18 protein-coding genes are annotated in these 22,757 nt (G+C 61.3%); 12 read left to right on the forward strand and 6 right to left on the reverse strand.

Features of this window, described 5'->3' with window-relative positions; translation table 11 throughout:
* Window positions 1-1,140: 1,140 nt before the first annotated feature.
* Window positions 1,141-2,955 carry a glutamine--fructose-6-phosphate transaminase (isomerizing) gene (gene glmS / locus D8Y22_RS10560; RefSeq protein ID WP_141464677.1) on the forward strand — a complete coding sequence of 605 codons (1,815 nt, stop codon included), beginning with the start codon at window positions 1,141-1,143 and terminating at the stop codon, window positions 2,953-2,955.
* A 403-nt stretch (window positions 2,956-3,358) separates the two neighbouring features.
* Here the strand turns inward: glmS and glmU are convergent, their stop codons facing one another.
* Window positions 3,359-4,540 carry a bifunctional sugar-1-phosphate nucleotidylyltransferase/acetyltransferase gene (gene glmU / locus D8Y22_RS10565; RefSeq protein ID WP_141464678.1) on the reverse strand — a complete coding sequence of 394 codons (1,182 nt, stop codon included), beginning with the start codon at window positions 4,538-4,540 and terminating at the stop codon, window positions 3,359-3,361.
* Between the two features lie 280 nt (window positions 4,541-4,820).
* Here glmU and D8Y22_RS10570 point away from each other — a divergent pair, with 280 nt between their 5' ends.
* Both D8Y22_RS10570 and D8Y22_RS10580 read left to right on the forward strand, forming a co-directional pair.
* Window positions 4,821-5,030, forward strand: coding sequence for a DUF7563 family protein (locus D8Y22_RS10570; protein ID WP_141464679.1), 210 nt, complete (start codon window positions 4,821-4,823; stop codon window positions 5,028-5,030).
* A 386-nt stretch (window positions 5,031-5,416) separates the two neighbouring features.
* On the forward strand, window positions 5,417-5,665 hold the full coding sequence (locus tag D8Y22_RS10580; RefSeq protein WP_246084402.1) for a MarR family transcriptional regulator: 249 nt from the start codon (window positions 5,417-5,419) through the stop codon (window positions 5,663-5,665).
* A 27-nt stretch (window positions 5,666-5,692) separates the two neighbouring features.
* On the opposite strand, the gene D8Y22_RS10585 is transcribed toward D8Y22_RS10580, so the two are convergent.
* Complete coding sequence (locus D8Y22_RS10585) at window positions 5,693-6,703, reverse strand: lipid II:glycine glycyltransferase FemX (RefSeq protein ID WP_141464681.1); 1,011 nt, start codon at window positions 6,701-6,703, stop codon at window positions 5,693-5,695.
* A complete protein-coding gene (locus tag D8Y22_RS10590; RefSeq protein ID WP_141464682.1) occupies window positions 6,700-8,331 on the reverse strand; it encodes an alkaline phosphatase family protein in 1,632 nt (543 codons plus the stop codon). Before D8Y22_RS10590 ends, D8Y22_RS10585 begins: the two co-directional genes overlap by 4 nt.
* Window positions 8,332-8,611: 280 nt before the next feature.
* Between D8Y22_RS10590 and D8Y22_RS10595 the strand changes: the two genes are divergently transcribed.
* Entirely contained in the window at window positions 8,612-9,730 is a 1,119-nt protein-coding gene (locus D8Y22_RS10595; protein WP_141464683.1) for a DegT/DnrJ/EryC1/StrS family aminotransferase, read from the forward strand.
* A 94-nt stretch (window positions 9,731-9,824) separates the two neighbouring features.
* Here the strand turns inward: D8Y22_RS10595 and D8Y22_RS10600 are convergent, their stop codons facing one another.
* Window positions 9,825-11,663, reverse strand: coding sequence for an ATP-binding protein (locus D8Y22_RS10600; RefSeq protein WP_141464684.1), 1,839 nt, complete (start codon window positions 11,661-11,663; stop codon window positions 9,825-9,827).
* 482 nt (window positions 11,664-12,145) lie between these two features.
* Here D8Y22_RS10600 and D8Y22_RS10605 point away from each other — a divergent pair, with 482 nt between their 5' ends.
* The 6 genes from D8Y22_RS10605 to D8Y22_RS10630 all read left to right on the forward strand — a co-directional run bounded on the left by D8Y22_RS10605 (window position 12,146) and on the right by D8Y22_RS10630 (window position 17,279).
* The gene (locus tag D8Y22_RS10605; RefSeq protein ID WP_141464685.1) at window positions 12,146-13,390 is read left to right on the forward strand and encodes a V-type ATPase 116kDa subunit family protein; all 1,245 of its coding nucleotides are present in this window, start codon (window positions 12,146-12,148) and stop codon (window positions 13,388-13,390) included.
* 194 nt (window positions 13,391-13,584) lie between these two features.
* Complete coding sequence (locus D8Y22_RS10610; RefSeq protein WP_141464686.1) at window positions 13,585-15,336, forward strand: phage tail sheath family protein; 1,752 nt, start codon at window positions 13,585-13,587, stop codon at window positions 15,334-15,336.
* Window positions 15,337-15,386: 50 nt separating this feature from the next.
* Window positions 15,387-15,839, forward strand: a complete 453-nt coding sequence (locus tag D8Y22_RS10615; protein ID WP_141464687.1) for a phage tail protein — start codon at window positions 15,387-15,389, stop codon at window positions 15,837-15,839.
* Window positions 15,840-15,990: 151 nt separating this feature from the next.
* On the forward strand, window positions 15,991-16,530 hold the full coding sequence (locus tag D8Y22_RS10620; protein WP_141464688.1) for a hypothetical protein: 540 nt from the start codon (window positions 15,991-15,993) through the stop codon (window positions 16,528-16,530).
* Window positions 16,527-16,790 (forward strand): DUF6760 family protein, encoded by a 264-nt coding sequence (locus D8Y22_RS10625; RefSeq protein ID WP_141464689.1) that lies wholly within the window; start codon window positions 16,527-16,529, stop codon window positions 16,788-16,790. The genes D8Y22_RS10620 and D8Y22_RS10625 overlap by 4 nt, the downstream gene beginning before the upstream one ends.
* A gap of 36 nt (window positions 16,791-16,826) precedes the next feature.
* Window positions 16,827-17,279 (forward strand): phage tail protein, encoded by a 453-nt coding sequence (locus tag D8Y22_RS10630; protein ID WP_141464690.1) that lies wholly within the window; start codon window positions 16,827-16,829, stop codon window positions 17,277-17,279.
* Between the two features lie 37 nt (window positions 17,280-17,316).
* On the opposite strand, the gene D8Y22_RS10635 is transcribed toward D8Y22_RS10630, so the two are convergent.
* Both D8Y22_RS10635 and D8Y22_RS10640 read right to left on the reverse strand, forming a co-directional pair.
* Window positions 17,317-17,979 carry a DUF4255 domain-containing protein gene (locus tag D8Y22_RS10635; RefSeq protein ID WP_141464691.1) on the reverse strand — a complete coding sequence of 221 codons (663 nt, stop codon included), beginning with the start codon at window positions 17,977-17,979 and terminating at the stop codon, window positions 17,317-17,319.
* 77 nt (window positions 17,980-18,056) lie between these two features.
* The gene (locus tag D8Y22_RS10640) at window positions 18,057-20,222 is read right to left on the reverse strand and encodes an ATP-binding protein (RefSeq protein WP_141464692.1); all 2,166 of its coding nucleotides are present in this window, start codon (window positions 20,220-20,222) and stop codon (window positions 18,057-18,059) included.
* Window positions 20,223-20,341: 119 nt separating this feature from the next.
* Here D8Y22_RS10640 and D8Y22_RS10645 point away from each other — a divergent pair, with 119 nt between their 5' ends.
* Both D8Y22_RS10645 and D8Y22_RS10650 read left to right on the forward strand, forming a co-directional pair.
* On the forward strand, window positions 20,342-21,706 hold the full coding sequence (locus tag D8Y22_RS10645; RefSeq protein ID WP_141464693.1) for an eCIS core domain-containing protein: 1,365 nt from the start codon (window positions 20,342-20,344) through the stop codon (window positions 21,704-21,706).
* Between the two features lie 5 nt (window positions 21,707-21,711).
* On the forward strand, window positions 21,712-22,749 hold the full coding sequence (locus D8Y22_RS10650; RefSeq protein ID WP_141464694.1) for a hypothetical protein: 1,038 nt from the start codon (window positions 21,712-21,714) through the stop codon (window positions 22,747-22,749).
* The last annotated feature ends 8 nt before the right edge of the window (window positions 22,750-22,757 follow it).

Here is a 22,757-nt window from a genome sequence, read left to right on the forward strand (position 1 = left end):
GCTCGATGGCACCGAAACTCCGTCGGTCTCTTGCGCCCCATGCTTACATTAGGTTCTCATGGAGTAGCAGCGTTTCCATCGAGTCAGGTTTGCAGTTCCACCGAACCCCGACGCGGTGAGAATCCGTGTGGAGTTCACGGACTGTGGCGGGTGGGACTGCTGGGAGTGCCAAGCCCCCGGTACTCCTATCCTCAGCATCCACCGACCCTCGTGGTTGTTTTTGCCCAACAAGGGTCGAGTCAGCGTCAACGGACTCGGAGTTACTTTGAGTCTGCGTACAGCAGTCAACTCCACTCGTACGCTGTGAGCGTACGATGGTCATCAACTGGTTCCGATTACTGCTTGGTTGCTTGGGGCGGGCAGGCCGCCATCGTAGGACTGGGCGGGAATCGCTCCGTTCCCTGCCTGATTCCTACTCTAACAGAGTGTCGCCTGCCGACTTCAACGTTAGCTTTCAAATCTCGGTTGGGCTTCATCACGCGGATAGATCCCCAAGTGACGGCGCGTATCCACGGCCTGAAGACCGTGGTATTGCGCCTGTTCAGCGTATAATTGGGGCCTTCCACAGTTCGGGCCGAGACCTGTACCAGGTCCGGCAGTGATAAACGCCGCAATCGCCACGGCACGGCCACTGTGATCTCGAGCAATGGTCCGGACAGCCCGGAGACCCGAAGGTTGGCCGTTACCGATGCCTACTCGACGTTTCGCAACGGATACGAGACAGTCGTGACGGCGTACTCGAGTGGATCGTTGGTGTTTGATTACTGTACGCGGTTTTCAGCCGACGATCGAACAGATTCCGCCGATCGGAGCTGCCCGAACTGAACGAACAGCGAGCGAGCAACGACCTCCCGGTCGGCGTCACTCTCAGTTCCGATCGATTGTTTCGACGGCTCAGTTGAGAATTACCGGGGTGTTACAGGGGTCAGTAGCCCGTCTATAGTAATGAGTTCGGGTAGGTTGTAATCGAACCATGCTCACGCATCGATTATCTCTCCACGGTGGGACGACGATCCGTCGGCTCGAGACGCCGTCTCGAGGGTCAGGACGACTCGATAGCGGAGACTCGCTTGGACTCGCAGGCCGACACGACGCGAGTCGATCGACGACCGCAGGCGGAACATTTGATTGGTGATTGATATGTGTGGAATCATCGGCCACGTTGGGAACGGTGACGCGCTCGAGACGCTCCTGACCGGCCTCGAAAACCTCGAGTACCGTGGCTACGACTCGGCCGGCGTCGCCGTCCAGAACGGCTCCGGCATCAGCGTTCAGAAGCGGTCGGGAAAGGTCGACGAACTGAAGTCGTCGATCGACGGCGTCTCGATCGAGGGCTCGGTTGGCATCGGCCACACGCGCTGGAGTACACACGGCCCGCCGACCGACGAGAACGCCCACCCGCACACGGATGAAACCGAGGATGTCGCGGTCGTCCACAACGGGATCATCGAAAACTACGCCGAACTCAGAGAATGGCTCCGCGCGAACGGCTGTGAATTTACGAGCGACACCGATACCGAGGTCATCCCCCATCTCATCCAGTACTACCTCGACGACGGCCTCGAGAGCGAGCGCGCATTTCGACGCGCTATCGACGATCTCGAGGGGAGTTACGCCGTCAGCGCCATGATCGCCGACGAACACGTCCTCTATGCGGCCCGCAACGGGTCGCCGCTGGTCGTCGGCATCGAGGACGACGAGTTCTTTCTCGCCAGCGACGTACCCGCCTTTCTCGAGTATACGGACAACGTCGTCTTCTTAGAGGACGGTGACGTCGTTATCGTCGACGACACCAGCGTCGAGTTCACCGATCTCGAGGGGAATCTGGTCGATCGGGATCACGAAACCGTCGACTGGGACCCCGGTCAGGCGGCCAAAGGCGAGTACGATCACTTCATGAAAAAGGAGATCACCGAACAGCCGACGTCGCTGGCCCAGGCTATCGAAGGTCGAATCGACCCCCAGGCCGGCCGGATCGACCTCGAGGCGTTCGACGATGGCGCGTTCGCCGACGTCGGGAGCGTCCAGCTCGTCGCCTGTGGCACGTCGTATCACGCCGCGTTGTACGGCGCGTTCGCCCTCCGGGACGCCGGCATTCAGGCGACAGCAGTGCTTGCAAACGAGTACAGCGTCGCAGCCCCACCGGTCGACGACGAGACGCTCGTGGTCGCGGTCACCCAAAGCGGCGAGACGGCCGATACGCTGCAGGCGCTCCGGCTGGCCGACGCCGCGGGTGCCGAGACCCTGACGGTAACGAACGTCGTCGGCTCGACCGCCGCGCGCGAAGCCGACGACGCGCTGTTCATCCGGGCCGGCCCCGAAATCGGCGTCGCCGCGACCAAGACCTTCTCTTCACAGGTCGTCATGCTCACGCTGCTCGCCCAGCGCATCTCCACCGACCTCACCGGCGAAGCCAGTGTCGACCTCGAGTCACTACTTGCGGACCTCTCCCGGCTTCCCGACAAAATCGAACGCGTCCTCGAGGAGTCCAACGCCGAGCGGATCGCCCGACAGTACGAAGACTGCGTGTCGTATTTCTTCATCGGGCGGGGTCTGGGCTACCCGGTCGCGCTCGAGGGGGCACTGAAGTTCAAGGAGATTACGTACGAACATGCGGAAGGATTCGCCTCGGGCGAGCTCAAACACGGGCCGTTGGCGCTGGTCACGCCCCAGACACCGGTCTTTGCGATCTTTTCGGGACAGGAAGACGAAAAGACGCTGAAAAACGCCGAAGAGGCTCAAACTCGTGGCGCACCGGTTATCGCCATCTGTCCGGACGACCACCCAGCGGTCGAGGTCGCGACGGATCACCTGTCGATTCCTGACACGCGATCGGAACTGGCCGGACTGCTTGCAAACGTGCAACTCCAGCTCGTTTCCTACCACGCAGCGAACCTTCTCGATCGGCCGATCGACAAGCCACGCAATCTCGCGAAAAGCGTCACTGTCGAGTAACTGCTACGTTTCTCTTTCGTCCGTATCCGCGGCTCACAGTAGGCGTCAGATGACGAATCGAGAACGGGTCACGGGGCCTCGGACGTAGCCGCCAGCCGACGGACATAGTCGTCGGCCAGCGGTGGTGACGATCCTCCGGCCGCCTGGAGCCGCAGGACGAGAGGCCACCCCCGTAGCCCCACGTCCAGCCGTCTCCATCACTCGGACCCACACTCGACGACGTCGGAATCGGATCGGAGGAATGCGGTGATCGAGTACAGCGTGTTACCGATCGACACCCTCCACTTCGATTTGCTTATCGACGGCATATAAACCCCACACCTGATGATTACGGGAACCCGATCGAGTCCCGTTGAGCAACCCGAGTGGCAGTATCTCTCGAGACCGATGCACTCGTGGCTCGTCACCGGTCGCGCTCGACGATCTCGCCCGGGTTAGTCGTCGCACCGGCAGTCAGCGTCAATCCCGGCGTGAGACTCGAGTTGATGCCGGTTTTGGCGTCGTCACCGACGACGACGCCGAATTTTCGTCGCCCAGTCGAGATCCGTCGGCCCTTCACCGTCAGGCGAACGTCGCCGTCGTCGTGACGGAGGTTCGCGACGGTCGTCCCGGCACCGAAGTTGACGTTCCGACCGAGGACGCTATCGCCGACGTAGGAGAGATGGCTCACCGTCGCGCCCGACGAGAGCACGCTGTTTTTGATCTCGACGGCGTTGCCGACCGAGGTGTCCTCGTCGAGCAACGTCGCCCCGCGGACGTAGGCGTTGGGCCCGACCGACGCTCCCGACCGGATCAAGACCGGTCCCTCGACGACCGCACCCGGTTTCACCGTCGCGCCCTCCTCGACGACCACGTCGCCCTCGAGATGGGCGGCGTCGCTGACCTCGCCGTCGATCCGCCGCTCGAGCTCGCCGAGCTTCCACTCGTTGGCCTCGAGAAGTTCCCAGGGCCGTCCGACGTCCATCCAGCGATCGGTCGTCACCGGCGTGACGGCGTACTCGTCGATGACACGTGCGATGACATCCGTGATCTCGTGTTCGCCGCGTTCGCTCGTGGCGACGTCGAGCCACTCGCGGGCGGCCGCCGGGAAGGCGTAGGCGCCGGCGTTGGCGAGGTTCGTCGGCGGCTCGTCGGGCTTTTCGACGATGTGGCTAATCGTGCCGTCGTCGGTGCGCAAGACGCCGTACTGGCGTGGGTTGTCCACCTCGACGGCACAGACGGCTGGCGAGGCGTCGAACAACTGTTCGATCGCCGCCGGATCGTACAGGTTGTCGCCGTTGAGGACCGCAAACGGCCCCTCGAGGTGCTCGCGGGCGACGTTGACGGCGTGGGCGGTACCAGCCTGTTCGTGCTGGACAGCATAGCGGACCGGCACGTCCCGATAGCTCGAGCCGAAGTACTCCCTGACGGTCGTCGCCTCGTAGCCGACGACGAGGACGATTTCGTCGGCACCCGCGGCGATTGCCGCGTCGACAGTGTGGGCGACGAGAGGTCTGTCGGCCACCGGCAACATCGGTTTCGGCACTGATGCGGACAGCGGTCGGATCCGCGTTCCTTCGCCCGCCGCGAGCACAACTGCTTGCATACCGCAAGCTACAGCGGACCGGCGGATAATTATGTCGCGGCTACCGGGTCGCCAGTTCCACACAGCGCTCCCCTATACCGACGGTGGTTCCCCTCCTGGGGAGAGGAAAACGATCCATTTCTCGAGAGTAATATCGAATTACGCGCGGTTACGGCCGTCACACGTCCGATAGCAGGACAGTCTGTGACGCCGACTCCTCGTCGATGAAAGCCGAAACTAACGCATTCAACAGTCGTTATGGACTCTATAGTAAATACCGTTCTGTCGGAACGGGCTGGTGATGTCGACGGATTCATCCGAGACGAAGTGGACGCCGATGACGACTCGAGAGCACACGAGTGCCCCACGCTGTGTCAACTGTGGCACCCAAGTGACACGCCAATTCGCCCGCGTCTTCGGCGACAATCGTGACGTCGTCCACGCCTGTCCCGACTGCGCGACGTATCGTGAGATGAAAACCTCCGATTTCATCCCCAAAGACGCCCGATAGCGGGCTTCGGCTCTCCACCGCGCCCTCGCTCGCACGGTCGCTTGGCTGACCGGCCGTGGTCGGCGTCCACGACTCCTTCCATCGCGACCCTGATACGGTTTACTGTAAGTCGTTGCCCGCGCAACCGCGACCCGGACGGCGGTTGCGCCGGTAAATCGGTACAGCAATCCGTATGAGTCGCCCCCAGCACCGATAGACGCCCTGCGACGGACCGCTGTCGGTCAGTGTCGCGAAACACAGACGGGCCGTGGGTGCGACGGTCCATCGGGACGCCAGCCCGTACGAGCGGCGGAGACGGGTTTCCGACTGCCGTTAGCACCTCCCTATATTTCTAAACTGTTGTGGCCGTATATATGCCCGAGTGCCATCACGGACTCACGACCGATATGAGTACGACGGACCACCCGAATATCGACGACAACGAGGCGATTACAGCACTCTCTCCCAGCGCGAAGCTCGTCTACAAGGTGCTCGAGTACGAGGGACCGATGACTCAGGCCGAAATCGCAGCCGAATCGCGACTCTGTGCACGGACCGTTCGCTACGCGATCAGGACCCTCGAAGAGGAGGAATTGCTCACTAGCCGCGTCTGTCTCGACGACGCCAGGCAGTCGAACTACTGGATCGAGGAATAGCTCCGTTCGCCGCGACGCTCGGCCTCGTCAGCGCAGTTTCCGATACTGATCGACCAGCAGATCGAGACCGAACATCCCCGAGGTGATCTCGAAGTGGGTCTCGAGTCGGGGGTTGAACTTCGCCTTGTACCGGTTGATGCTCGGCACGCCGGCCCCGACCATGTCGTAGCGGTCGTGACCGAGCTCGAGGCCGTCGCGCATGACGTGCCAGTCGAGCACGTCGTTGATCGCCAGATCGACGTCGGCGTCGGGTTTGACGCCACCCTGCCAGCGATACCGCGTGCGGTCCGATTCGACGACCAGAATGCCACCGACGAACGTCCCGTCGACGCGACAGACGTACGGGCGAATCGCACCGTCGGGCAGGCACTCGTAGACGTCGCGTGCGAAGCCGGCGTTCAGGTGAAACGATCGATCCTGGTTGTCATACCGGGTGGCAACCTGCTCGACGATCCGATCGACGTCGGCGGCGTCACCCTCCACGATCTCGTAGCGCTCCTCGTCGGCGTTCCGGATGTTACTCCGCGCGTCGCTACTGAAGCGATCCAAAAGCTCGTCTTCGGTTCCCTCGAGGTCGACGACGTAGGTGTAGCCCGGCTCGACGTCATACTCGTTCCAGACGAACGGCCGGACATCGTCGAACTCGGCGGCGACGAACTTGGTGTAAAGGGGTTCGATCTCCTCGTCGATCCACTCGAGACAGCCCTCGAGGAAGCGTTTAATCCGTCGATCGGCCTTCCGTTGTTTGAGTTTGTCGACGTTCAGTACGGCGGGACCGAGATAGGGCGACCACGAGCGAGGTGCCGGCGAGAAGGCACCGGTAACCGGCCCTTTGGTGAACTCGAAGATGGGAAAGAGTCCGACGGCTTCCTGGCCCTTGAAGCCGGCCAAGAGGTACGGTCTCGTGTCGGTATCGTCGGCCTGGAGCCGCAGCGCTTCGGCCCGATAGAACGGATTCGTCCCGTCGGACCGTTCGACGTATCGGTTCCACTCGTCACCGTCCGTCCGTGGATTGAGCACGCGAACCTCGACGCTCATAGGTACCCCAGATCGGAAAGTCGATCTTCGACGGTTCCGTCGTCGGTCGCCGCGATCGGCTCGGACTCGTAGTCTGGATACTCGACCGTACCGATGTCCTCGACGATCGGTATCGTCTGCCCGTCCATCGCGGCATCGATCGGCACGTCGAACAGCGCACAGATCGTCGGCGCGACGTCGAAAATCGTCGGATTCGCGGCTTCGATCGACACGTCCTCGTCGAACGCCGGACCGCTCGCGGCGAGTACGCCAGTCCGTTTGTGGTTCCACGACTCCATCGGCTCACCGAACTGCGGGACGCCGAGATCGGCGCTGAGGGCGGTGTCGAACTCGGCCGGGACCGTCACAATATCGGGTGCCCCCTCGAGATATGGCCCCTCGAAGTAGGTCTCGCGTGGCTCGACGGCGTCGAACATCGGCTTGCCGGCGGGCGTCCGAACGGCCGCGAGTGCCTCGATGAGATCGTCCCGAACCGCGTCGTAGTTCTCGGGGGCGACGACCCCCTCGGGCTCCCGACCCTCGAGGTTGATCCGAACGCCGAGTTCGCTCTTCGAACGCAGGTACGCCCGCGAGTCCGGAAAGTCCACCTGCTCGCTGGCGGCCCGAATCATGTCGTTGGGCACCCGACGACCGATGGGTTCTTTGAGCCCGACTCGATCGAGCGCGCCGGCGACCCGCTGGGTCGTGATCCCGACGCGGGCAGCGACGTTCATCGCCCGCTGGAGCGCACTCGGATCGCGCTCACCGGCTTCGGTTCCCTCGAGCAGGTCGCTCTCCCAGACCGCCGACCAGTTGGGCATCCCCTCGCCGCCGCTCTGTGGGGCGACGTCGCCCCGTTCGCGGAGGAACTCGTTGATCCGGAACTCGGGGCCAGATACCTGCCCGATGCCGTGGTCGCTGACGACGAGTACATTCTCGGGCTCGACCGCCGCGAGCGTCTCGGCGAGTTGCCGGTCGACCGCGCGGTAGACAGCCTCGATCGCGTCGGCGTCGCCGGGTCGCTCGTGAAAGACGCTGTCGGTTTGTTGGAACTGGAGAAAGCCGAAATCGGGATGAACGCGCCGACAGAGATACCGAAACGCTTCGCCGCGACAGTCGACCGTTCGTTCGTAGCCCTCGATCGATCGATCGGGGTCGGGCGTACTCTGTGGGTAAACCCAGTACTCCCCGCAGGTCCGTTCGACATCCTCGAGAAGCCCGCTGGGATGACACTCCGGCTTCTCCGGGGCGGTCATCCCCGGAATCAACGCGCCGTCGAACTCCCCGGGCGGGTGCGTAACCGGGACGTTGACGACGACGCTCGAGAAGCCGTGATCGTCGAGTAACTCCCAGACCGGTCGTGCCTGGACGTGCGTCGAATTCACCACGTCCCACTCGTAGCCGTCGAACGTGAGAAAGTCGTACACACCGTGTTTCCCGGGGTTCTTGCCGGTGTATAGCGACGGCCACGCACTCGCCGTCCAGGGCGGAATCTGTGACTCGAGCGGACCGCCCACCCCCTGCTCGACGATGCGCTGGAGCGTCGGAATCGCCCCCGACTCGAACAGCGGCTCGAGGACGGGACGACAGCCAGCGTCGAGCCCGACGACGAGTAGACGCATGTCGTCTACTGCGGTCGAATCTCCCATGGGCTACGGTCCGTCCGTCTCTGCTTTGTTATTCGAAGACTTTCGCCCTGTAGGCCAGGACTTCACACGTCTCACTCGAGAAGATAGTGTCGGTGAACTGATGGTCGGCGATGCCAGATACCGGACGACTAGTCGGAGATGTCGGCGCCCCGAGCACTGTAAGATCCGATTGTCTCGGGTGGAACCGCCGTATCCTCACCATCACTAAGGCGACCGTTCGACGAGTCCCGTACACAATGTGTGGGTTGCTCTCTGGTACCAATCGATGGGTGCCGTACGCATGATCAGTGGGACACCATCGCTGTTCGTGGCGTCGCTCTCGTCCAGGCGACTGGCCGGTATCGAATCGTTCGTCGACGACTACGCTCGCGAGTTCGTTCGCTACGGCTCCGGCAAGGTCGCTCTCCGCGACGGACTCGCAGGTCTCGTCGAGGCGGGACAGAACGTCCTCGTCCCCGCCTACCTCCCCGATGCGGTCGTCGAGCCCTTTTTAGAGCTCGGGCTCGAGCCACGACACTACGCTATCGAACCGTCACTCGCGCCGGATGTAGCGGATCTGGAGCGACGCATCGACGCGAACACGGCAGCCGTGCTCTCGGTCAACTACTTCGGTTTTCCCCAGCCAGGACTGTCGGAACTGCAGTCGATCGTCGCCGACTACGACTGCTATCACGTCGACGACAACGCCCACGCCCCGCTGAGCGTCGACGGCGACACGCTACTTGGGACGCGTGGCCACCTCGGACTCACGTGTCTCTGGAAGCTGTTGCCGACTCCGAACGGTGCCTTGCTGTATCTCAACGACGAGTCCGTCCGCGAGCGCTACGACCCCTCGACTGCAAGCGGCATCAGCGAGAGCATGAACGGGACGGACTATCGATTCGTACTGACGTCGATAGTCGGCGACCTCCTCGACGAACACGGCCCCGTTCGCCGGTCGATCGACGCGATCCTCGAGGGTCGCCAGCAGACTCCCGCCGTCGGGAGTCCAACAGCACGATACGAGGCCGGCAAGAAGCCGATGTCGAAACTCGCCGCCCGTATCGCCGACGACGCCGATCCCGAACCCATCCGGAGCACTCGCCGCGAAAACTACCGCGCCTGGCAACGGATCCTCGAGGACCACGACCACCTCGAGTTCGTCTACGAGTCGTTACCGCCGGGGATCTGCCCCCAAGCCGCACCGGTCCGGGTCACGGACGCCGAGGCGGTTCGAAGCGAGCTTCGCCGCTGTGGGGTTGGGGGCGTCAAAAGCTGGCCGCGACTCCCATCGACCGTTCGCGACGATCCGACCTACGCGACGGCGACGACGCTCGCTCGAGAGATCTATACGCTGCCGGTTCACCAGCACGTCGACACGGCCGCGATCGAGGCGGTCGGCGACCGGCTTCGGTGTTGAGACGAGTCGTCTCACCCGTTGCCGGTGCAACCGCACCGTCCTGCGGGTGCAGCTAACCCGTACAGCAACCCTAGGCGTCCGGCGTGGCCGCCGTTCATTCACTCGAGGGCGTCGAGACGCCGTCGCGTTCGCTCGAGCCGACCAGATCCAGCCGGGAGCGAACGTCCTCGGCGAGTACGTATCGCCGTTTTTCACGACGGTCGAGCACCGACTCGGTTCGAAGCTCCGAGAGCAACCCCTGGACGGCGACGGCTGACCGGTCGACTCGATCCGCGACCGATTCGGTCTCGAGTGGCCCCTCGCGAGCGATCGTCGCGATCACGCGAGTCGCCGTCTCGAACGTACACTGCGAGCGACCGCTTGCCCCCTCGACCGCTGGGACCACCCCGATCGTCTCGAGGACATCGACGAACTCCCGGCGCTCGTTCGCGACGACGATCTCTGCCGGTCCGTCCCCGTCGTCGACGTTCGTGTAGCCGAACTCGATCGCGTCGCCGTCGCCCTGGACGATCGGATCGGTTTCGGGTTCGACGTTTCCGACCGCCGCCTGAACGGCTTGGTCGTCCGCAGCCTGGCTCGAGTCGGTGTCAGGCCCGTCCGCATCGGTGTCGCTCCCGTCCGGGCCGGCGTCGGACTCGCTCGCCGTGGTCTCGTCGCCGTACTCGCGCTCGAGTTCGCTGACCCGGCGACGCAGTCGCTCGTTTTCCATCCGCAGCCGATCGACCGTCTCCGTGCGGGACTCGAGCATCGCCTCGAGTCGCTCGGCGTCTTCGATGGCCTCCTCGCGGTCGGCTTCGGCGGTTTCGAGGTCGTCTTCGAGCACCTCACACTCGCGCTCGAGTTCGACGACCTCCTGGTGAAGTCGTCGGAGCTCCTCGTCGTTACCGTCGGGCAGTTCGGTCTGGACCGTCTCGGGATTGCTGAGCGCGTCGGCCATCTGCTTGGCCGCATTCGAAACGTCCCGAGCGGACTCGAGTTCGTCTTCCAGGGTTTCGATCCGTGTTTCTTTCTTCTCGAGTTCGTTCTCGAGCTCCTGGATGCGGTCCTGTTCGCGCTCTTTCCGCTCAGAGATGTCCTGTAAGTCCCCCACGAGCGCGTCCGAGACGGACTTGAGTTCGGGACGTTCGAAGTCGTCGAGACCGGGTGTCGCGCCGGCGTCGAACGTTCGTTTGCGCCGGAACTGGATCTTGCGGACGTCCGCTTCGGTCCAGTCGGTCTGGACGAACGCCTGGCCGTCGTCGAGATCGGAGACGAGTTCGGTGTACTCGGTGTCGATGATCCGGCCGACGACGTTGGTGTCGTTGTCCCAGGTCAGGCGGTGCCAGACGAGCCAGTTCGCCTGCGTGATGAAGTCCTTCTTGACATCGGCCGGGCGCTGACTGATACCGAGAATGCCAAGGCCGTGCTTGCGCCCGCGTTTGCCGATCTTGATCAGGAGCTTGCCGGTCTCGCCGACGCCGCCACCTTCCGGAATGTACTCGTGGACTTCCTCGACGACCAGCAGGAAGGGTTTCTTGAGTTTCTTCTCCTTGACGAACAGCTGACGGGCGGTCTCTCGCAGGAGTTCGTCGGCGACCTCCTCGTCGAGATACCCCGACACGTCCAGGATGATCGGGACGTTCTCTTCCAGGGCCAGCGTCGCCATCTGCTCGGCGTGTTCGGGCCCGATCTGGATGTCACACTCCTCGTCGGCCCCGGCGTGGAGCATCTCGTACTCCTCTTTCAGGCCGTAGTACTCCCCGTCGGTGTCGACGATCAGCAGGGGAAAGCCCGACTCGAGCAGTTCCTCCGCGATCACGGAGGCCGTGTTCGACTTCCCCGAGCCTGACTTCCCGGTGACGAAGCCGCGACCGGTCAACAGTTCGACGACCGGCAGGGAGAACTCGCGCTCGTCCTCGGTCTCGCCGACGAGGATCGTCCGGTCTTCGCTCACGTTCCGTCCACCTCGCCTGCGAACGCCCCGTTCATACTATCAGTACAGTTTCAGTCGGACACCTTGAATATTGGCCTCGGGTTCGAGGCGAAACTGATACTGTCGGACAGCAGTCAATACGAAGCCGAGCGTGTATTCGGGGTCGTCGCCGACGGTGACCAACCCACAGTACGATCGGCTTCACGGAGTTCTGTCCGACAGCATGAACCGGCCGCTGAGCCACGCAATCGGCCCGTAGAAACGGGTATCCTGTCCAAGGAACCCACTCGCAACACGTTCGGCAACTTCGCGGATGCCGCCGTCGACATCGTCGAACAATCGACGCGACGGAACACGTCAGCATGGTCGACGTTCCGGGCGTCTCGCGCGCACTGACCGAGAAGTTGCGGCCGTCGAACAGGCAGAAACCGTCGTTATCTGTGACTAATCCATCCTCCACAATACTTTAATGAAGGCAGCGTGAACGAGAAGTCTAGACAGATATGACGGGATCCTCACAGGAAGTTGGAGGGACAAACGGCGAGCTCTCTCAATTTACGAAAAATCGCTTCTTCAAGGGCAAACTGATGACCCCACGGATTATGGAGATCGACCGCTCGTATCACAGCGACCGGCTACAGACGATCAACCGCCACGTCACGGGGTCAGGTGTCGTGTCCGGACTCGAGGTCGAGTCGTTCGAACCGGTCGGGGACGGACTCGAGGTCACGATCAGGCCGGGATTCGCACTCGACGGACGCGGACGGCCGATCGTCGTCGAGCAGACGACGACCACGACGCTGCCAGCGGTGTCGTCGGACGAAATCTATCTGTTCATCGAGTATGACGAAGTTCCGGTCGAAACCGTCCCGGTACCGGATACCGACGGCGCAATCGAGGCGGACGCCGTCCCGAACCGACTCGTCGAAACCTTCGAACTCACGCACCGGGAGCGACCACCCAAGACATCGTGTGTGCCCGACGCTCTCGATCTATCGGCGGTGGATCCGTCAAACGGTGATCTCGACTCGTTCGCGCGAGACCTAACGAACTGGTACCACGAGACGAACAGAGTCGACCCGGAATCGGTCGACGATCCGGCCGTCTATCTCGGCGGCTACGAACGGACGGCCGATGGCTCGTGGGTCGAAATCACCGACGAGAGCGCACGCCCATACGTGTACGATCACGAGATGCTCTTTCACTTGCTCGTGAATCACCTCGCGAACACGGACAACCCACACGAGACACCGGTCCACGAACCGGCCGACCCGAATCCAGACGTTGCGGACATCGAAAACCGACTCTCGACGCTCGAGGACTCACTACAGGAGCTGGAACGCGAGAGAAATACGTTTGCACGGTATACGCTCCGAAAGACGATCAAGAACCGTGCCAGGTTTTTCGACGATCTCGGCGATCGTATCGAAGCCCATCACGGGGAAAGCAGTCGGTTAGCTCGGGAGATCGTTCGATTGTCCGGTAGCAACCTCGCGGACGGAGAGAACGTACGAAAGGCGTATATCCAACGCCTTTCGGGGGTGCTCCCAAATCTCATCGAGATCGGCGAACAACTCGACGGCGTCGTCACGGAAACCTCTCTCGAACGGTATCTTCGAGCCGTTTCGCAGCTGCAGTCGACGCTCGAAACCGATGCCGAACTGATCGAGGTAATCGATGCCGACGACCGCGTCTGTGAAGCCGTCGACTCACTCGAGATTCTCGTCGATGTCGTCCCTGATGCCTGACCTACGGTCCGTCCGGGGACGAGACTGCACCAGACGCCCCAAAAGGCCCGTAGGTAGCATTCACGGGACATTCTAGCAACGTTCGTTACTCGAGATGATGGAAAATCTGAACGGAATATTCCATGTAAATATCGAAAAATATATTAATATAATAGATATAGTACTTAACGTAGCACGTATAGAAGAGGATATAAATGCCAGAGTATCAAGCACCCGGTGTTTACGTCGAAGAAGAAAGTGCTGGAAGCAAATCTGTCGAAGGTGTCAGTACTAGTACGGCAGGATTTCTGGGACAGACGGTCCGTGGACCGATCGAACCACAGCTTATCACGAGCTACAACGAGTTCGAGCGCATCTACGGCTCGAGTCCCCCGGAGTCGGATCTAGACGTCGCAGTCAACGGGTTCTTCAAGAACGGTGGAAGCCGTTGTTACGTCGGCCGGGTTACTGCGGCCGACCCCAACGACGTTGCGACGAGAACGTTGATCGACGACGAAAAGAACGACATCATCGAACTCGAGGCGAACGGTCCAGGGGACTGGGGCGAAAACGTCGCCGTGATCGTTCGAGACGGGCAACACCCCGACCAGTTCGATATGGTCGTTCGGTACTGGTCGTGTGACCGAACGGAAGTGATGAATCCCGACGACGACCGTCCCGAACCCTCGCCGGCTGTCGAAGAGGTATTCGACGGGCTGTCGGCCGATCCTGTCTCCAACCAGTTCTACGAAAAGCAACTGACGAGTTCCGTTCTGATCGACGTCGAGTATCTCGACGACGGGCGACCGAAAAACGGGCTCGTTTGGTTGAGCAGAGACGACCACGAAGTCCGTACCGACGGCGGTGTCGTCGAAGCCGACCGTGAAGACGTGGTGCACATTCCGGACGATCTGGACGAACTCAACGACGCGGACCTGGAGTCGATCGCCGAACGCGTCGATATCGACGCGGAGCCATCGTCCGACGAATTCGCCGACGAACTCGAACGAATTCGAGATGGCGACCGGGACGTCGATATAGAGGTCGTTACGGAACCGCCAGCACAGGTCGACGTCGAGCCCGAAGCCGAACTCGAGTCCGAGACCGACGACGAGGTTACACTCAACGATTACGAGGGCGTCGATAAACCCGGGCTTCGAACCGGTCTCGCAGCGTTCGAAGCGATCGACGACATCTCCATCGTCTGTGTACCCGACGAGAACGATGTCCAGGGTTTGACGGATTCCATCGTCGCCCACTGTGAGAATATGGGTGACAGATTTGCAATCCTCCAGTCGCCGCAGAACCCGGGGCCAGTCTCCGAGATGGAGACACCAGTCGATACCTCGTATGCGGCGTACTACTATCCCTGGATCAACGTTCTGGATCCGGTAACGAACCGCGAAAAGCTGGCCCCACCAGGCGGCCACATCGCCGGGATTTACTCGCGTAGTGACATCGATCACGGCGTTCACAAGGCTCCAGCAAACGAACCGCTCCGGGGGATCGTCGGCTTACAACGTGACATTACCAAGGGCGAACAGGATGTCCTGAACCCGAAGGGTGTCAACTGCATCCGGAGCTTTCAGGGACGAGGGACCCGCGTTTGGGGTGCCCGTACCTGTTCCAGCGATCCCGAGTGGAAATACATCAACGTCCGTCGTCTGTTCCTCTACATCGAACAGTCCCTCGAAGAAGGGACGCAGTGGGCCGTCTTCGAGCCCAACGACGAGGACCTGTGGGCGCGCATTCGCCAGTCTACCGAGAAGTTCCTGAAAACGGTCTGGCGCGAGGGCGGTCTGCAGGGGTCGACAGCTGACGAGGCCTTCTTCGTTCGCTGTGGCGAGGAGACGATGACCCAGGACGACATCGACAACGGTCGCCTGATCGTCGAGATCGGTATCGCACCGGTCAAACCTGCGGAGTTCGTCATCTTTCGAATCTCGCAGGACACCAGCACCGCCTAACTGTACAGGTTCCAAACTACCCACACCGATACTAAATATACAACACACCAATGGCAGAACACGGACCCCTTCCAAGCACGGAATTCAAGGTTGAGCTCGACGGCGTCGAAGTACCCGGTTTCCTCGAGGTCAAACTACCCAAGCAAGAGACCGACGAGTACGACTATCGCGAGGGTGACGACGCGAAACACACTCGCAAGATGTTTGGCGACGTCCACTACTCGCCGCTCGTCCTTGCTCGCGGTGCCGACGAAGACAACGATGCCATCAATGGTTGGCTACAGGCCGTCCAAGAGGGCAACGAGGACGAGGCACGGAAAGACATCGCCGTCGTGATCATGGATCAGGCAGGCGATAACGCGATCCGGTACGAGTTCTCCGAAGCGTGGATTCGAGAATACGAACCGCCGACGCTGAACGCACAGGCTGGCGGCGGCGCCGAGGCCCTCGCCATCGAGACCTACACCGTCGAGTTCGAGGAGATGGAGCGCAAGAACGCATGACGAAACAGACGCTGTCCGGGCACGGATACGCCCTCGATCACACGTGGTACAACGGCAACTGCCGTATCGACAGTGAGGGGTGTCTCCACACCGACAGTGGTTCCTCACACGCACACTGCAGCAGTATCACCGTCACGTACACGGGCCACGAATGAGCGATCACACACTCCAGACCGAGTTCGAGTTCACCCTGCCCAGAGGCTACGTCGACGACGATGGGACGTTGCACAAAGAGGGGCGGATGCGATTGGCGACCGCAGCCGACGAAATCAAACCGCTCCAGGATCCGAAAGTCCAGTCGAATCAGTCGTATCTGACGATTACGTTGCTCTCGAGAGTCGTCACAGAACTCGGGACGCTCGAGACGGTCGAGCGAACCGTCATCGAGAACCTGTTCGTGACCGATCTCGAGTACCTGCAGGCGATGTACGAACGGATCAACAACCGTGGCCACAACGCGGTCACGACCGGCTGTCCGGAGTGTGCCCACGAGTTCGATGTCGACGTCACCTCCGGGAGACCCACCGTCTCCGGTGACGACTGGGAGTTCGACCCACCGGCTGCCACGACCACTGGGGACGAGAGCGCGGCCGTGACCCACGGTACAGACACAGCGACCGCAGTGACGGGGAGCGCGGACGACGGAGACGAGGAGATGGGTGAGCTGGCCCAGGGAAATCCGACCGAGTGATCCAGTTGTACGATCGCGAGACGCTCTACGAGGAGGTCGCGTTCGTCGCCTATCACTTCGGATGGAGTCACGACGAGGTGCTTGCGCTTCCCCACTGGGAACGGCATCGATGGTGTGACGAAATCAGCGAGATCAACGAGCGGATGAACGAGGCGCCGTCCCGGACACAGCAGCGCCAGAACCAGCACGGCCAGTCAGGGAGCATCCTCGAGGACGAGGGAGATGGCATCGTCCTCCAGAACGCCCTGGAGGATCTGTAGCCCACTCTCGTCGAGCCTCGATTTCACGTACTACTGATGACATACACGGATCAAAGCGACCCATACACGCAGTATAATTTCGACGTACAGATCGATGGCGAGCGAGTCGCCGGGTTTTCGGAAATATCCGGAATCACGATGCAACTGGAAACCGTCCAGTATCAAGAAGGTGGCGTGAACGATCACGTCCACTCGCTGCCGGGGACGTTTTCCCACGCGAACCTCGTGATGGAACGGGGGATGACCGAGGACGCGACGTTTTGGCAGTGGGTTCAAGCGGTCATGAGCGGCAACGTAACCCGAAAAGACGTGGTCATCACGCTTCAGGAGGACTTTCAGGGACAGAGCGTCTGGGGCTGGGAGTTTACCGGCGCGTACCCGACCCGATGGCAGGGGCCCGACCTCGTTGGTGGGAAAAACAGGATGGCCTTCGAGTCGATCGAGTTGACCTACCAGCGATTCGAAACCATCTCGGGATTACCAGACTGAGTGGCACAAACACGGGACAGGAATCAATCGTGGACGGCTACGAATTATCGGGGATGTCGAGCCGGTCTGTCGTATCGTCGTGCTTGTCGGAGTCTGTATTCTTGCCGACACGAGTCTCCCGTTCGTCGACACGCACGAACTCTTCCTCGGTCAACGATTGGATGACTACCGGAGTAACCTCGATCGAAGCGGTCGGACGATAGGTTGTGCCATCAAATTGAGACCACAGCGACAGTATCTCATCTACTGGTTCGTCGACGAGCGTTATCGTTACTGGCTCGCTCTGATAAAGGGGTGTCGTCGATTCTGCCGGATCGATCTGACAGTTATCGTGAAGGATCTGTAGCGCAGCGCCCAGACGGGTTCCCCGCTCGAGGGGGCCGGATCGTCCGTCGCCAGTTGCTGCTCGTGACTCCTCTTGGTCAGTGCTGTAGGCGGCTAGAAGATACCGCACCGAAAGCGTAAGCGGTGGGTCGGTGCGCATATTCCCGGTTATCTGCTTTGCTGCCGTTCCGCTCCGGTTGTCCGTTGTTATTCGGTACGGACACACCGCGAGTTCGAGCCCAGAAAGCGCGTCGACTGCATCCGGAGAAACCGCTTCGATCCCTGCTGGGTCGAGCGGATAGGGCTCTTTCGTTGCGTGTTTCTGTAACAGTTCGACGATCGCCATCGTAACATCAGCTATCGCGCTGTAAGTCATCGTTCATGTCGTTATGGTTGGCTTGTGTATTTTGTCTGCACTCACACGAATCCGGCAGGAGTGCGTTGGCACCGTTCTCAGCGGGTAGGCTGGTGACGGTCCTTTTGCTCGCGTTCCGTCGGTCCCTGGAGATACTCGAGATACGGCTCGAATTCACTCGCCTGAATCCGACTGTTCCGATCGCGTTTGTACTGTTCGAGCGCTTCGACGACGTGTCGCATCGTGATCGTCTCGGCGTCGGCCTCGGCGGCGTAGATCGCGATGTGTTTCGCGAGTTTGTCGATCGTTCCGCCGCTGTACTCGAAGTCGGCGAGCCATTCGGTGTCGATGTCCTCGACGGGCATCGACGGTGGGAAAATCGACCCCCAGATCGCCCGTCGGATCGCGGCGTCGGGTTTCTCGAAGCGGATCGTATGCGTGATGCGCCGGGAAAATGCGGTATCGATGTTCTGTGCGTAGTTCGTCGTCAACACGATGATGCCGTCGTAGTGTTCGATCCGCTGGAGCAGGTAGTTCACTTCGACGTTCGCGTACCGATCGGTTGCGTCCGAGACTTCCGCCCGATCGCCGAAGATGGAGTCGGCCTCGTCGAACAGCAAGATCGCGTTCGACTGTTCTGCGGCCTGGAAGATCTCCTCGAGGTTCTCCTCGGTTTCGCCGATGTACTTCGAGACGACCGACGAGAGGTCGATCTTGTAGACGTCCATCCCGACTTCGTTCGCCAGCACCTCGGCGGCCATCGTCTTCCCGGTCCCCGGCAGTCCCTTGAACAGGGCGACCACGCCCGCGTTCTTGTCGCGGTCGCGAAACCCCCAGTCGTCGTAGATGCGGCCGCGGTTCGTGACGTGGGCCTCGAGGGTCTCGAGTTGGCGTCTCGTCTCCGCGCCGAGTTTGATGTCGTCCCAGGACAGGTCGGGCTCGATGTGCTGTGCCAGGTCCTCGAGTGCGTCGGAGGACTGGGCGCGACAGCCCGCGCGAACGTCGTCGACTGTCGGCTCGCCGTCGGCAGCCAGCGTTCGGGCCGTCGTCAGCGCCGCCTCCAGCTGTCCCTGGGTCAGATCGAACGTGCTCGCCAGCCGTTCCGGATCGATATCCGCGGGAAGAGAATCCGCGCGGTCCGCCCAGAACTCGCGGCGCTGTGCGATGGTCGGCCGGGAAAATTCCCGGATCGCATCCAGCGTTCGGTCCCGTCGGTTCGACGGCGTCCACGACTCCCGGCCGACGACGTAGAGGCCAGTCTCGAGGTCGCCGACGCGGTGGACGATCGCCTCGAGGGACTGATCCGCGTCGGCAACAGCCTGGTCGGCGTGGTGGAGTACAAGCGGCAGGCCGAGCAGTCGCGCCTCGCGGACGACCGCCTCGAGGGCGTCGGCCGCGAGAACCGCCCGCAGGTCGGCCCGGAGCAGCCGGTCGCTCTCACAGACGGCTTCCACAGCACGGTGCATTCCGGCCCCCGCCGGGCCGTGGAGGTAGACGCGCCGGCCCCGACCATCGGGATCGGGCAGTGCCTCCAGATCCGCCCGACACGCCGGGGCTATTAGCAGGTCCTCGAGGGATGCGTCTGCGTCTGCGATCGTCAGTGGCTGGTCCTGGATTCGGGTCTCCCGCTCGAGGTGCGTTTGCAGCGTTGGATCGATGCCGTCGCTGTCGAGCAGGTACGACCGAATCCGGTCGTCGACAGCGACGTCAGTCTCGAGTAACGATGCCGACGGATCGTCGGAACGTTTGAGTGTCACGAGGTCGGCGTCGACGAGCGGAGATTCATCGAAGAGCAGCCTGACAGCACTGGCGAACACCGCGGGCGAGTCGGCAAACAGGTCGGCGCAGAGCCCGACCGTCGGACGCGAAGTAGACAGTTCATCGGTCAGGCCGGTCATCGCATCGGTGACGCCGGGGTCTAGGTCGGGCAACAGCGCTACGACCAGCACATCACGATGCGGTGGCTGCAGATCGAACGCGTCGACGAGGTTTCGAAGGCGAAGTTCGACACCCTGTTCGTGGGCTGCGTTACACTTGCGCTCGATACGGTCCCGTCGCTTCCGAAACCGATCACGGTCTCGTTCAGGAAGTGCATACTCGAGGGTAGCGGCCGACGCGACCGGCTCCCCGACTCCGTCGGCTTCGTCCATCGATAGCCCGTCCTGGGTGAACCGTGACGTGGCACTCTCGCGAAACGTCTCCAGACGCGCGTTGGCCAGCTTGCTTTCTTCGAGGAGATGCTCGAGTGTGTCGTAGTAGGGCACCAATATCCGTTCTATTGTCTACCTGTGCAAAATATATTTTGTGTATCTCGATCTAGTATTTTAGCTCAAAGTATTAGACAACAAATTTTATAGCAAGATAAGACAAATAGGAGAGCAAGATGGCATTTCGATCCGCCAGAGTGAACGCCGACGAATCGGCGGCCGATCGCCGGGATTCGGCGACCGCGTGGCAAGACGCCGCCGATTCCGCCGACTCGCCCGCCGCCGGTGGGAGAGACCAGTCGCCCGCGCCCGTCGATGCATTCGGGGTCGACCCAACCAAGACCCAGCGTGCGACGCTGCAACGTGCGGCCAAACAGTACGGCAACGACGACACCCGCCAGTGGGCTGCCGAAGGGATGCCCACCGACGCGATGGGCACGCCCAGCGAGATGGCGGCCTTCCGCGAGCGCCAGCAGGCTCGTCCCGCTGCAGTCCCACACGATATCGAACAGCAAAACGAAGCCTCGCTGCACCGGAACAAAGCCGCTCACCGTGATCACGAACCCGCCGGCGAGGCTGCTGTCCCCGAATCAGTCCGGGAGGTTGTCTCCGAACCCGGCCAGCAACTCGAGGGCGAGGTCAAAGCCGGCCTCGAGCAGCGGTTAGACGCCTCGCTGGATCACGTCCAGATTCACACGGGGCCGACGGCCCAGCAGGCCTGCGAAGAGGTCAACGCCCGCGCGTTCGCGGTCGGGAACCACATCGCGTTCGGTCCGGGCGAGTATGATCCCGAGAGTCCGAAAGGACAGCATCTCATCGCCCACGAAGTCGTCCACACCCTCCAGCAACCCGCCGCTCCCATCTCGATGATGCCAAAAACCGAGGTCGGGATGGAGGTCGACCCCGATCCGGCCGCCGAACGCGAGGCTGACGAAATCGCCGGCCAGATCATGCGTGGCTGGGAAACCGGTCTCGAGGGTGAGATGGCCGATACCGAAATCCACGTCCAGCGGTTTACTGGGGCCATCGCCGATATCGGGAGTACTGCGGCGAGTATGGTGAAGCTCAACCACGAAGCACAGAAAAACGCTCAGGAGGCCGAAGCCGAAAGTTACGCCCAGATGGGTGGCACCGAGGGCTCGCTCGAGGATCGGGTCGAAAATCTCGAGAAGCAAGTATCCAAACTCGGCGAGTACGTCTCTGAGCAGGTCGCCCCCGCCTCGACCAAACGACAGATGGTCACCGAGGCTGGGAAGGACGCCCTCTCGAGTGGGGCCGGGTTGGCAACAGGTGCGGGCATTGCCGCCTTAGGACTGGCAGGCCCGCTGGGTGCAATCGCTGGTGCGGCGCTTGCCGGGGCTGCCACCAAAGGAATGATGGATACGAGCTCTGCTGTTAGCCAGACTGCCAAGCAGGTCACTCCTGACTGGCTCGACGAGTGGGGTGACTCCGTTACTGATCGCCTGCCAAAATGGCTCGGTGGTCGGGATGAGGATGAAGATCAATACCATGGTGGTAATGAGATTGATGGGATCCGGTGATTAATATGAAGGCGACTATCCCCGGTGAAAATGAAGAAGGGATCGGTGTCGACGTTATCGATAATAACGGTGCAGAACATGAGATAACGTTCGAAAAGCAGTCGAATGAGATTGTCTATCACCAGTGTGAGCAATATGCAGACGACCCAGCTAATCGGACTCCTGAAGAAAATGAGTATAATAGGCAGGCCCGCAGATACGCCCGTTATTACGTCTTCCTGAACCGCGGTTACGACACGGTCGACCCGAAGTGGAAAAATCCCGTCCACCTGCAAGCAGTTCGCTCGGCGATCGATTCGATGGACCTTGAGGAGTTCGAGTCCCATTTCGGCGATCTCTACCAGCAATTGAAGAGTCACCACGACGACGACACGGAGCGCGTCCTGCATCCTCCGTCAGATTCCCAAGATGAAGACTATCACCTCTACCGCAAGCATGTTTACCTCGGCCTCGATCCCCTCGAGACCGACCTCGCGGATGACGCTCGAGAACTGGCCACCGAGTTCGGGCTCGATTTAGACCAGCACGCACCGACGGAAACGTCACTGTCGGGACTAACTGACGATGGCCTCAAGGCATGGACTAGCTTTTCTACTGAACTGTTCGAACGTTCTGACGGGGACGAACTGGCAGAATTGGCCGAAGGGTTCTACGTCGATACCACCTCTGAGCTGCATATGGCGTATCTCGACCACGACGGCATCGAGCAGGTGACGACGGCGATCGAACCCGACAGGGAACCCGATGCTCGGCTCGAAGTGTCACCAATCGAACCCCGGTCGATGGAACACTTCAAGGCTGCACTCGAGTTTAACCTGATCTGCCAGATTCGAGACTGTTTCATCCGCATGGGCGTTACCCCACCCGAAGAGTTCCAGGTGCTGGGTGTCGGTCTCATCGCTGCTGTCCAAGCCTACGACGAGGTCGACTTCTACCCGGATTATCATCTCATTCAAGACGACGGCACCTTCTACGGGGACATCAACTCGAAATACTTCTCAGATAACTCCCTGCTCGGCAGTGTGAAATCACTGCTGAACTGACCGAACCC

Origin of the sequence: Salinadaptatus halalkaliphilus (assembly GCF_006543045.1) — an archaeon.
GTDB lineage: Archaea > Halobacteriota > Halobacteria > Halobacteriales > Natrialbaceae > Salinadaptatus > Salinadaptatus halalkaliphilus.

Excerpts from the sequence above, each read along its gene's own strand:
- glmS (WP_141464677.1), top strand. The coding sequence starts at position 1,141 with ATGTGTGGAATCATCGGCCACGTTGGGAACGGTGACGCGCTCGAGACG.
- glmU (WP_141464678.1), bottom strand. The coding sequence starts at position 4,540 with ATGCAAGCAGTTGTGCTCGCGGCGGGCGAAGGAACGCGGATCCGACCG.
- D8Y22_RS10570 (WP_141464679.1), top strand. The coding sequence starts at position 4,821 with ATGTCGACGGATTCATCCGAGACGAAGTGGACGCCGATGACGACTCGA.
- D8Y22_RS10580 (WP_246084402.1), top strand. The coding sequence starts at position 5,417 with ATGAGTACGACGGACCACCCGAATATCGACGACAACGAGGCGATTACA.
- D8Y22_RS10585 (WP_141464681.1), bottom strand. The coding sequence starts at position 6,703 with ATGAGCGTCGAGGTTCGCGTGCTCAATCCACGGACGGACGGTGACGAG.
- D8Y22_RS10590 (WP_141464682.1), bottom strand. The coding sequence starts at position 8,331 with ATGGGAGATTCGACCGCAGTAGACGACATGCGTCTACTCGTCGTCGGG.
- D8Y22_RS10595 (WP_141464683.1), top strand. The coding sequence starts at position 8,612 with ATGATCAGTGGGACACCATCGCTGTTCGTGGCGTCGCTCTCGTCCAGG.
- D8Y22_RS10605 (WP_141464685.1), top strand. The coding sequence starts at position 12,146 with ATGACGGGATCCTCACAGGAAGTTGGAGGGACAAACGGCGAGCTCTCT.
- D8Y22_RS10610 (WP_141464686.1), top strand. The coding sequence starts at position 13,585 with ATGCCAGAGTATCAAGCACCCGGTGTTTACGTCGAAGAAGAAAGTGCT.
- D8Y22_RS10615 (WP_141464687.1), top strand. The coding sequence starts at position 15,387 with ATGGCAGAACACGGACCCCTTCCAAGCACGGAATTCAAGGTTGAGCTC.
- D8Y22_RS10620 (WP_141464688.1), top strand. The coding sequence starts at position 15,991 with ATGAGCGATCACACACTCCAGACCGAGTTCGAGTTCACCCTGCCCAGA.
- D8Y22_RS10630 (WP_141464690.1), top strand. The coding sequence starts at position 16,827 with ATGACATACACGGATCAAAGCGACCCATACACGCAGTATAATTTCGAC.
- D8Y22_RS10635 (WP_141464691.1), bottom strand. The coding sequence starts at position 17,979 with ATGACTTACAGCGCGATAGCTGATGTTACGATGGCGATCGTCGAACTG.
- D8Y22_RS10645 (WP_141464693.1), top strand. The coding sequence starts at position 20,342 with ATGGCATTTCGATCCGCCAGAGTGAACGCCGACGAATCGGCGGCCGAT.
- D8Y22_RS10650 (WP_141464694.1), top strand. The coding sequence starts at position 21,712 with ATGAAGGCGACTATCCCCGGTGAAAATGAAGAAGGGATCGGTGTCGAC.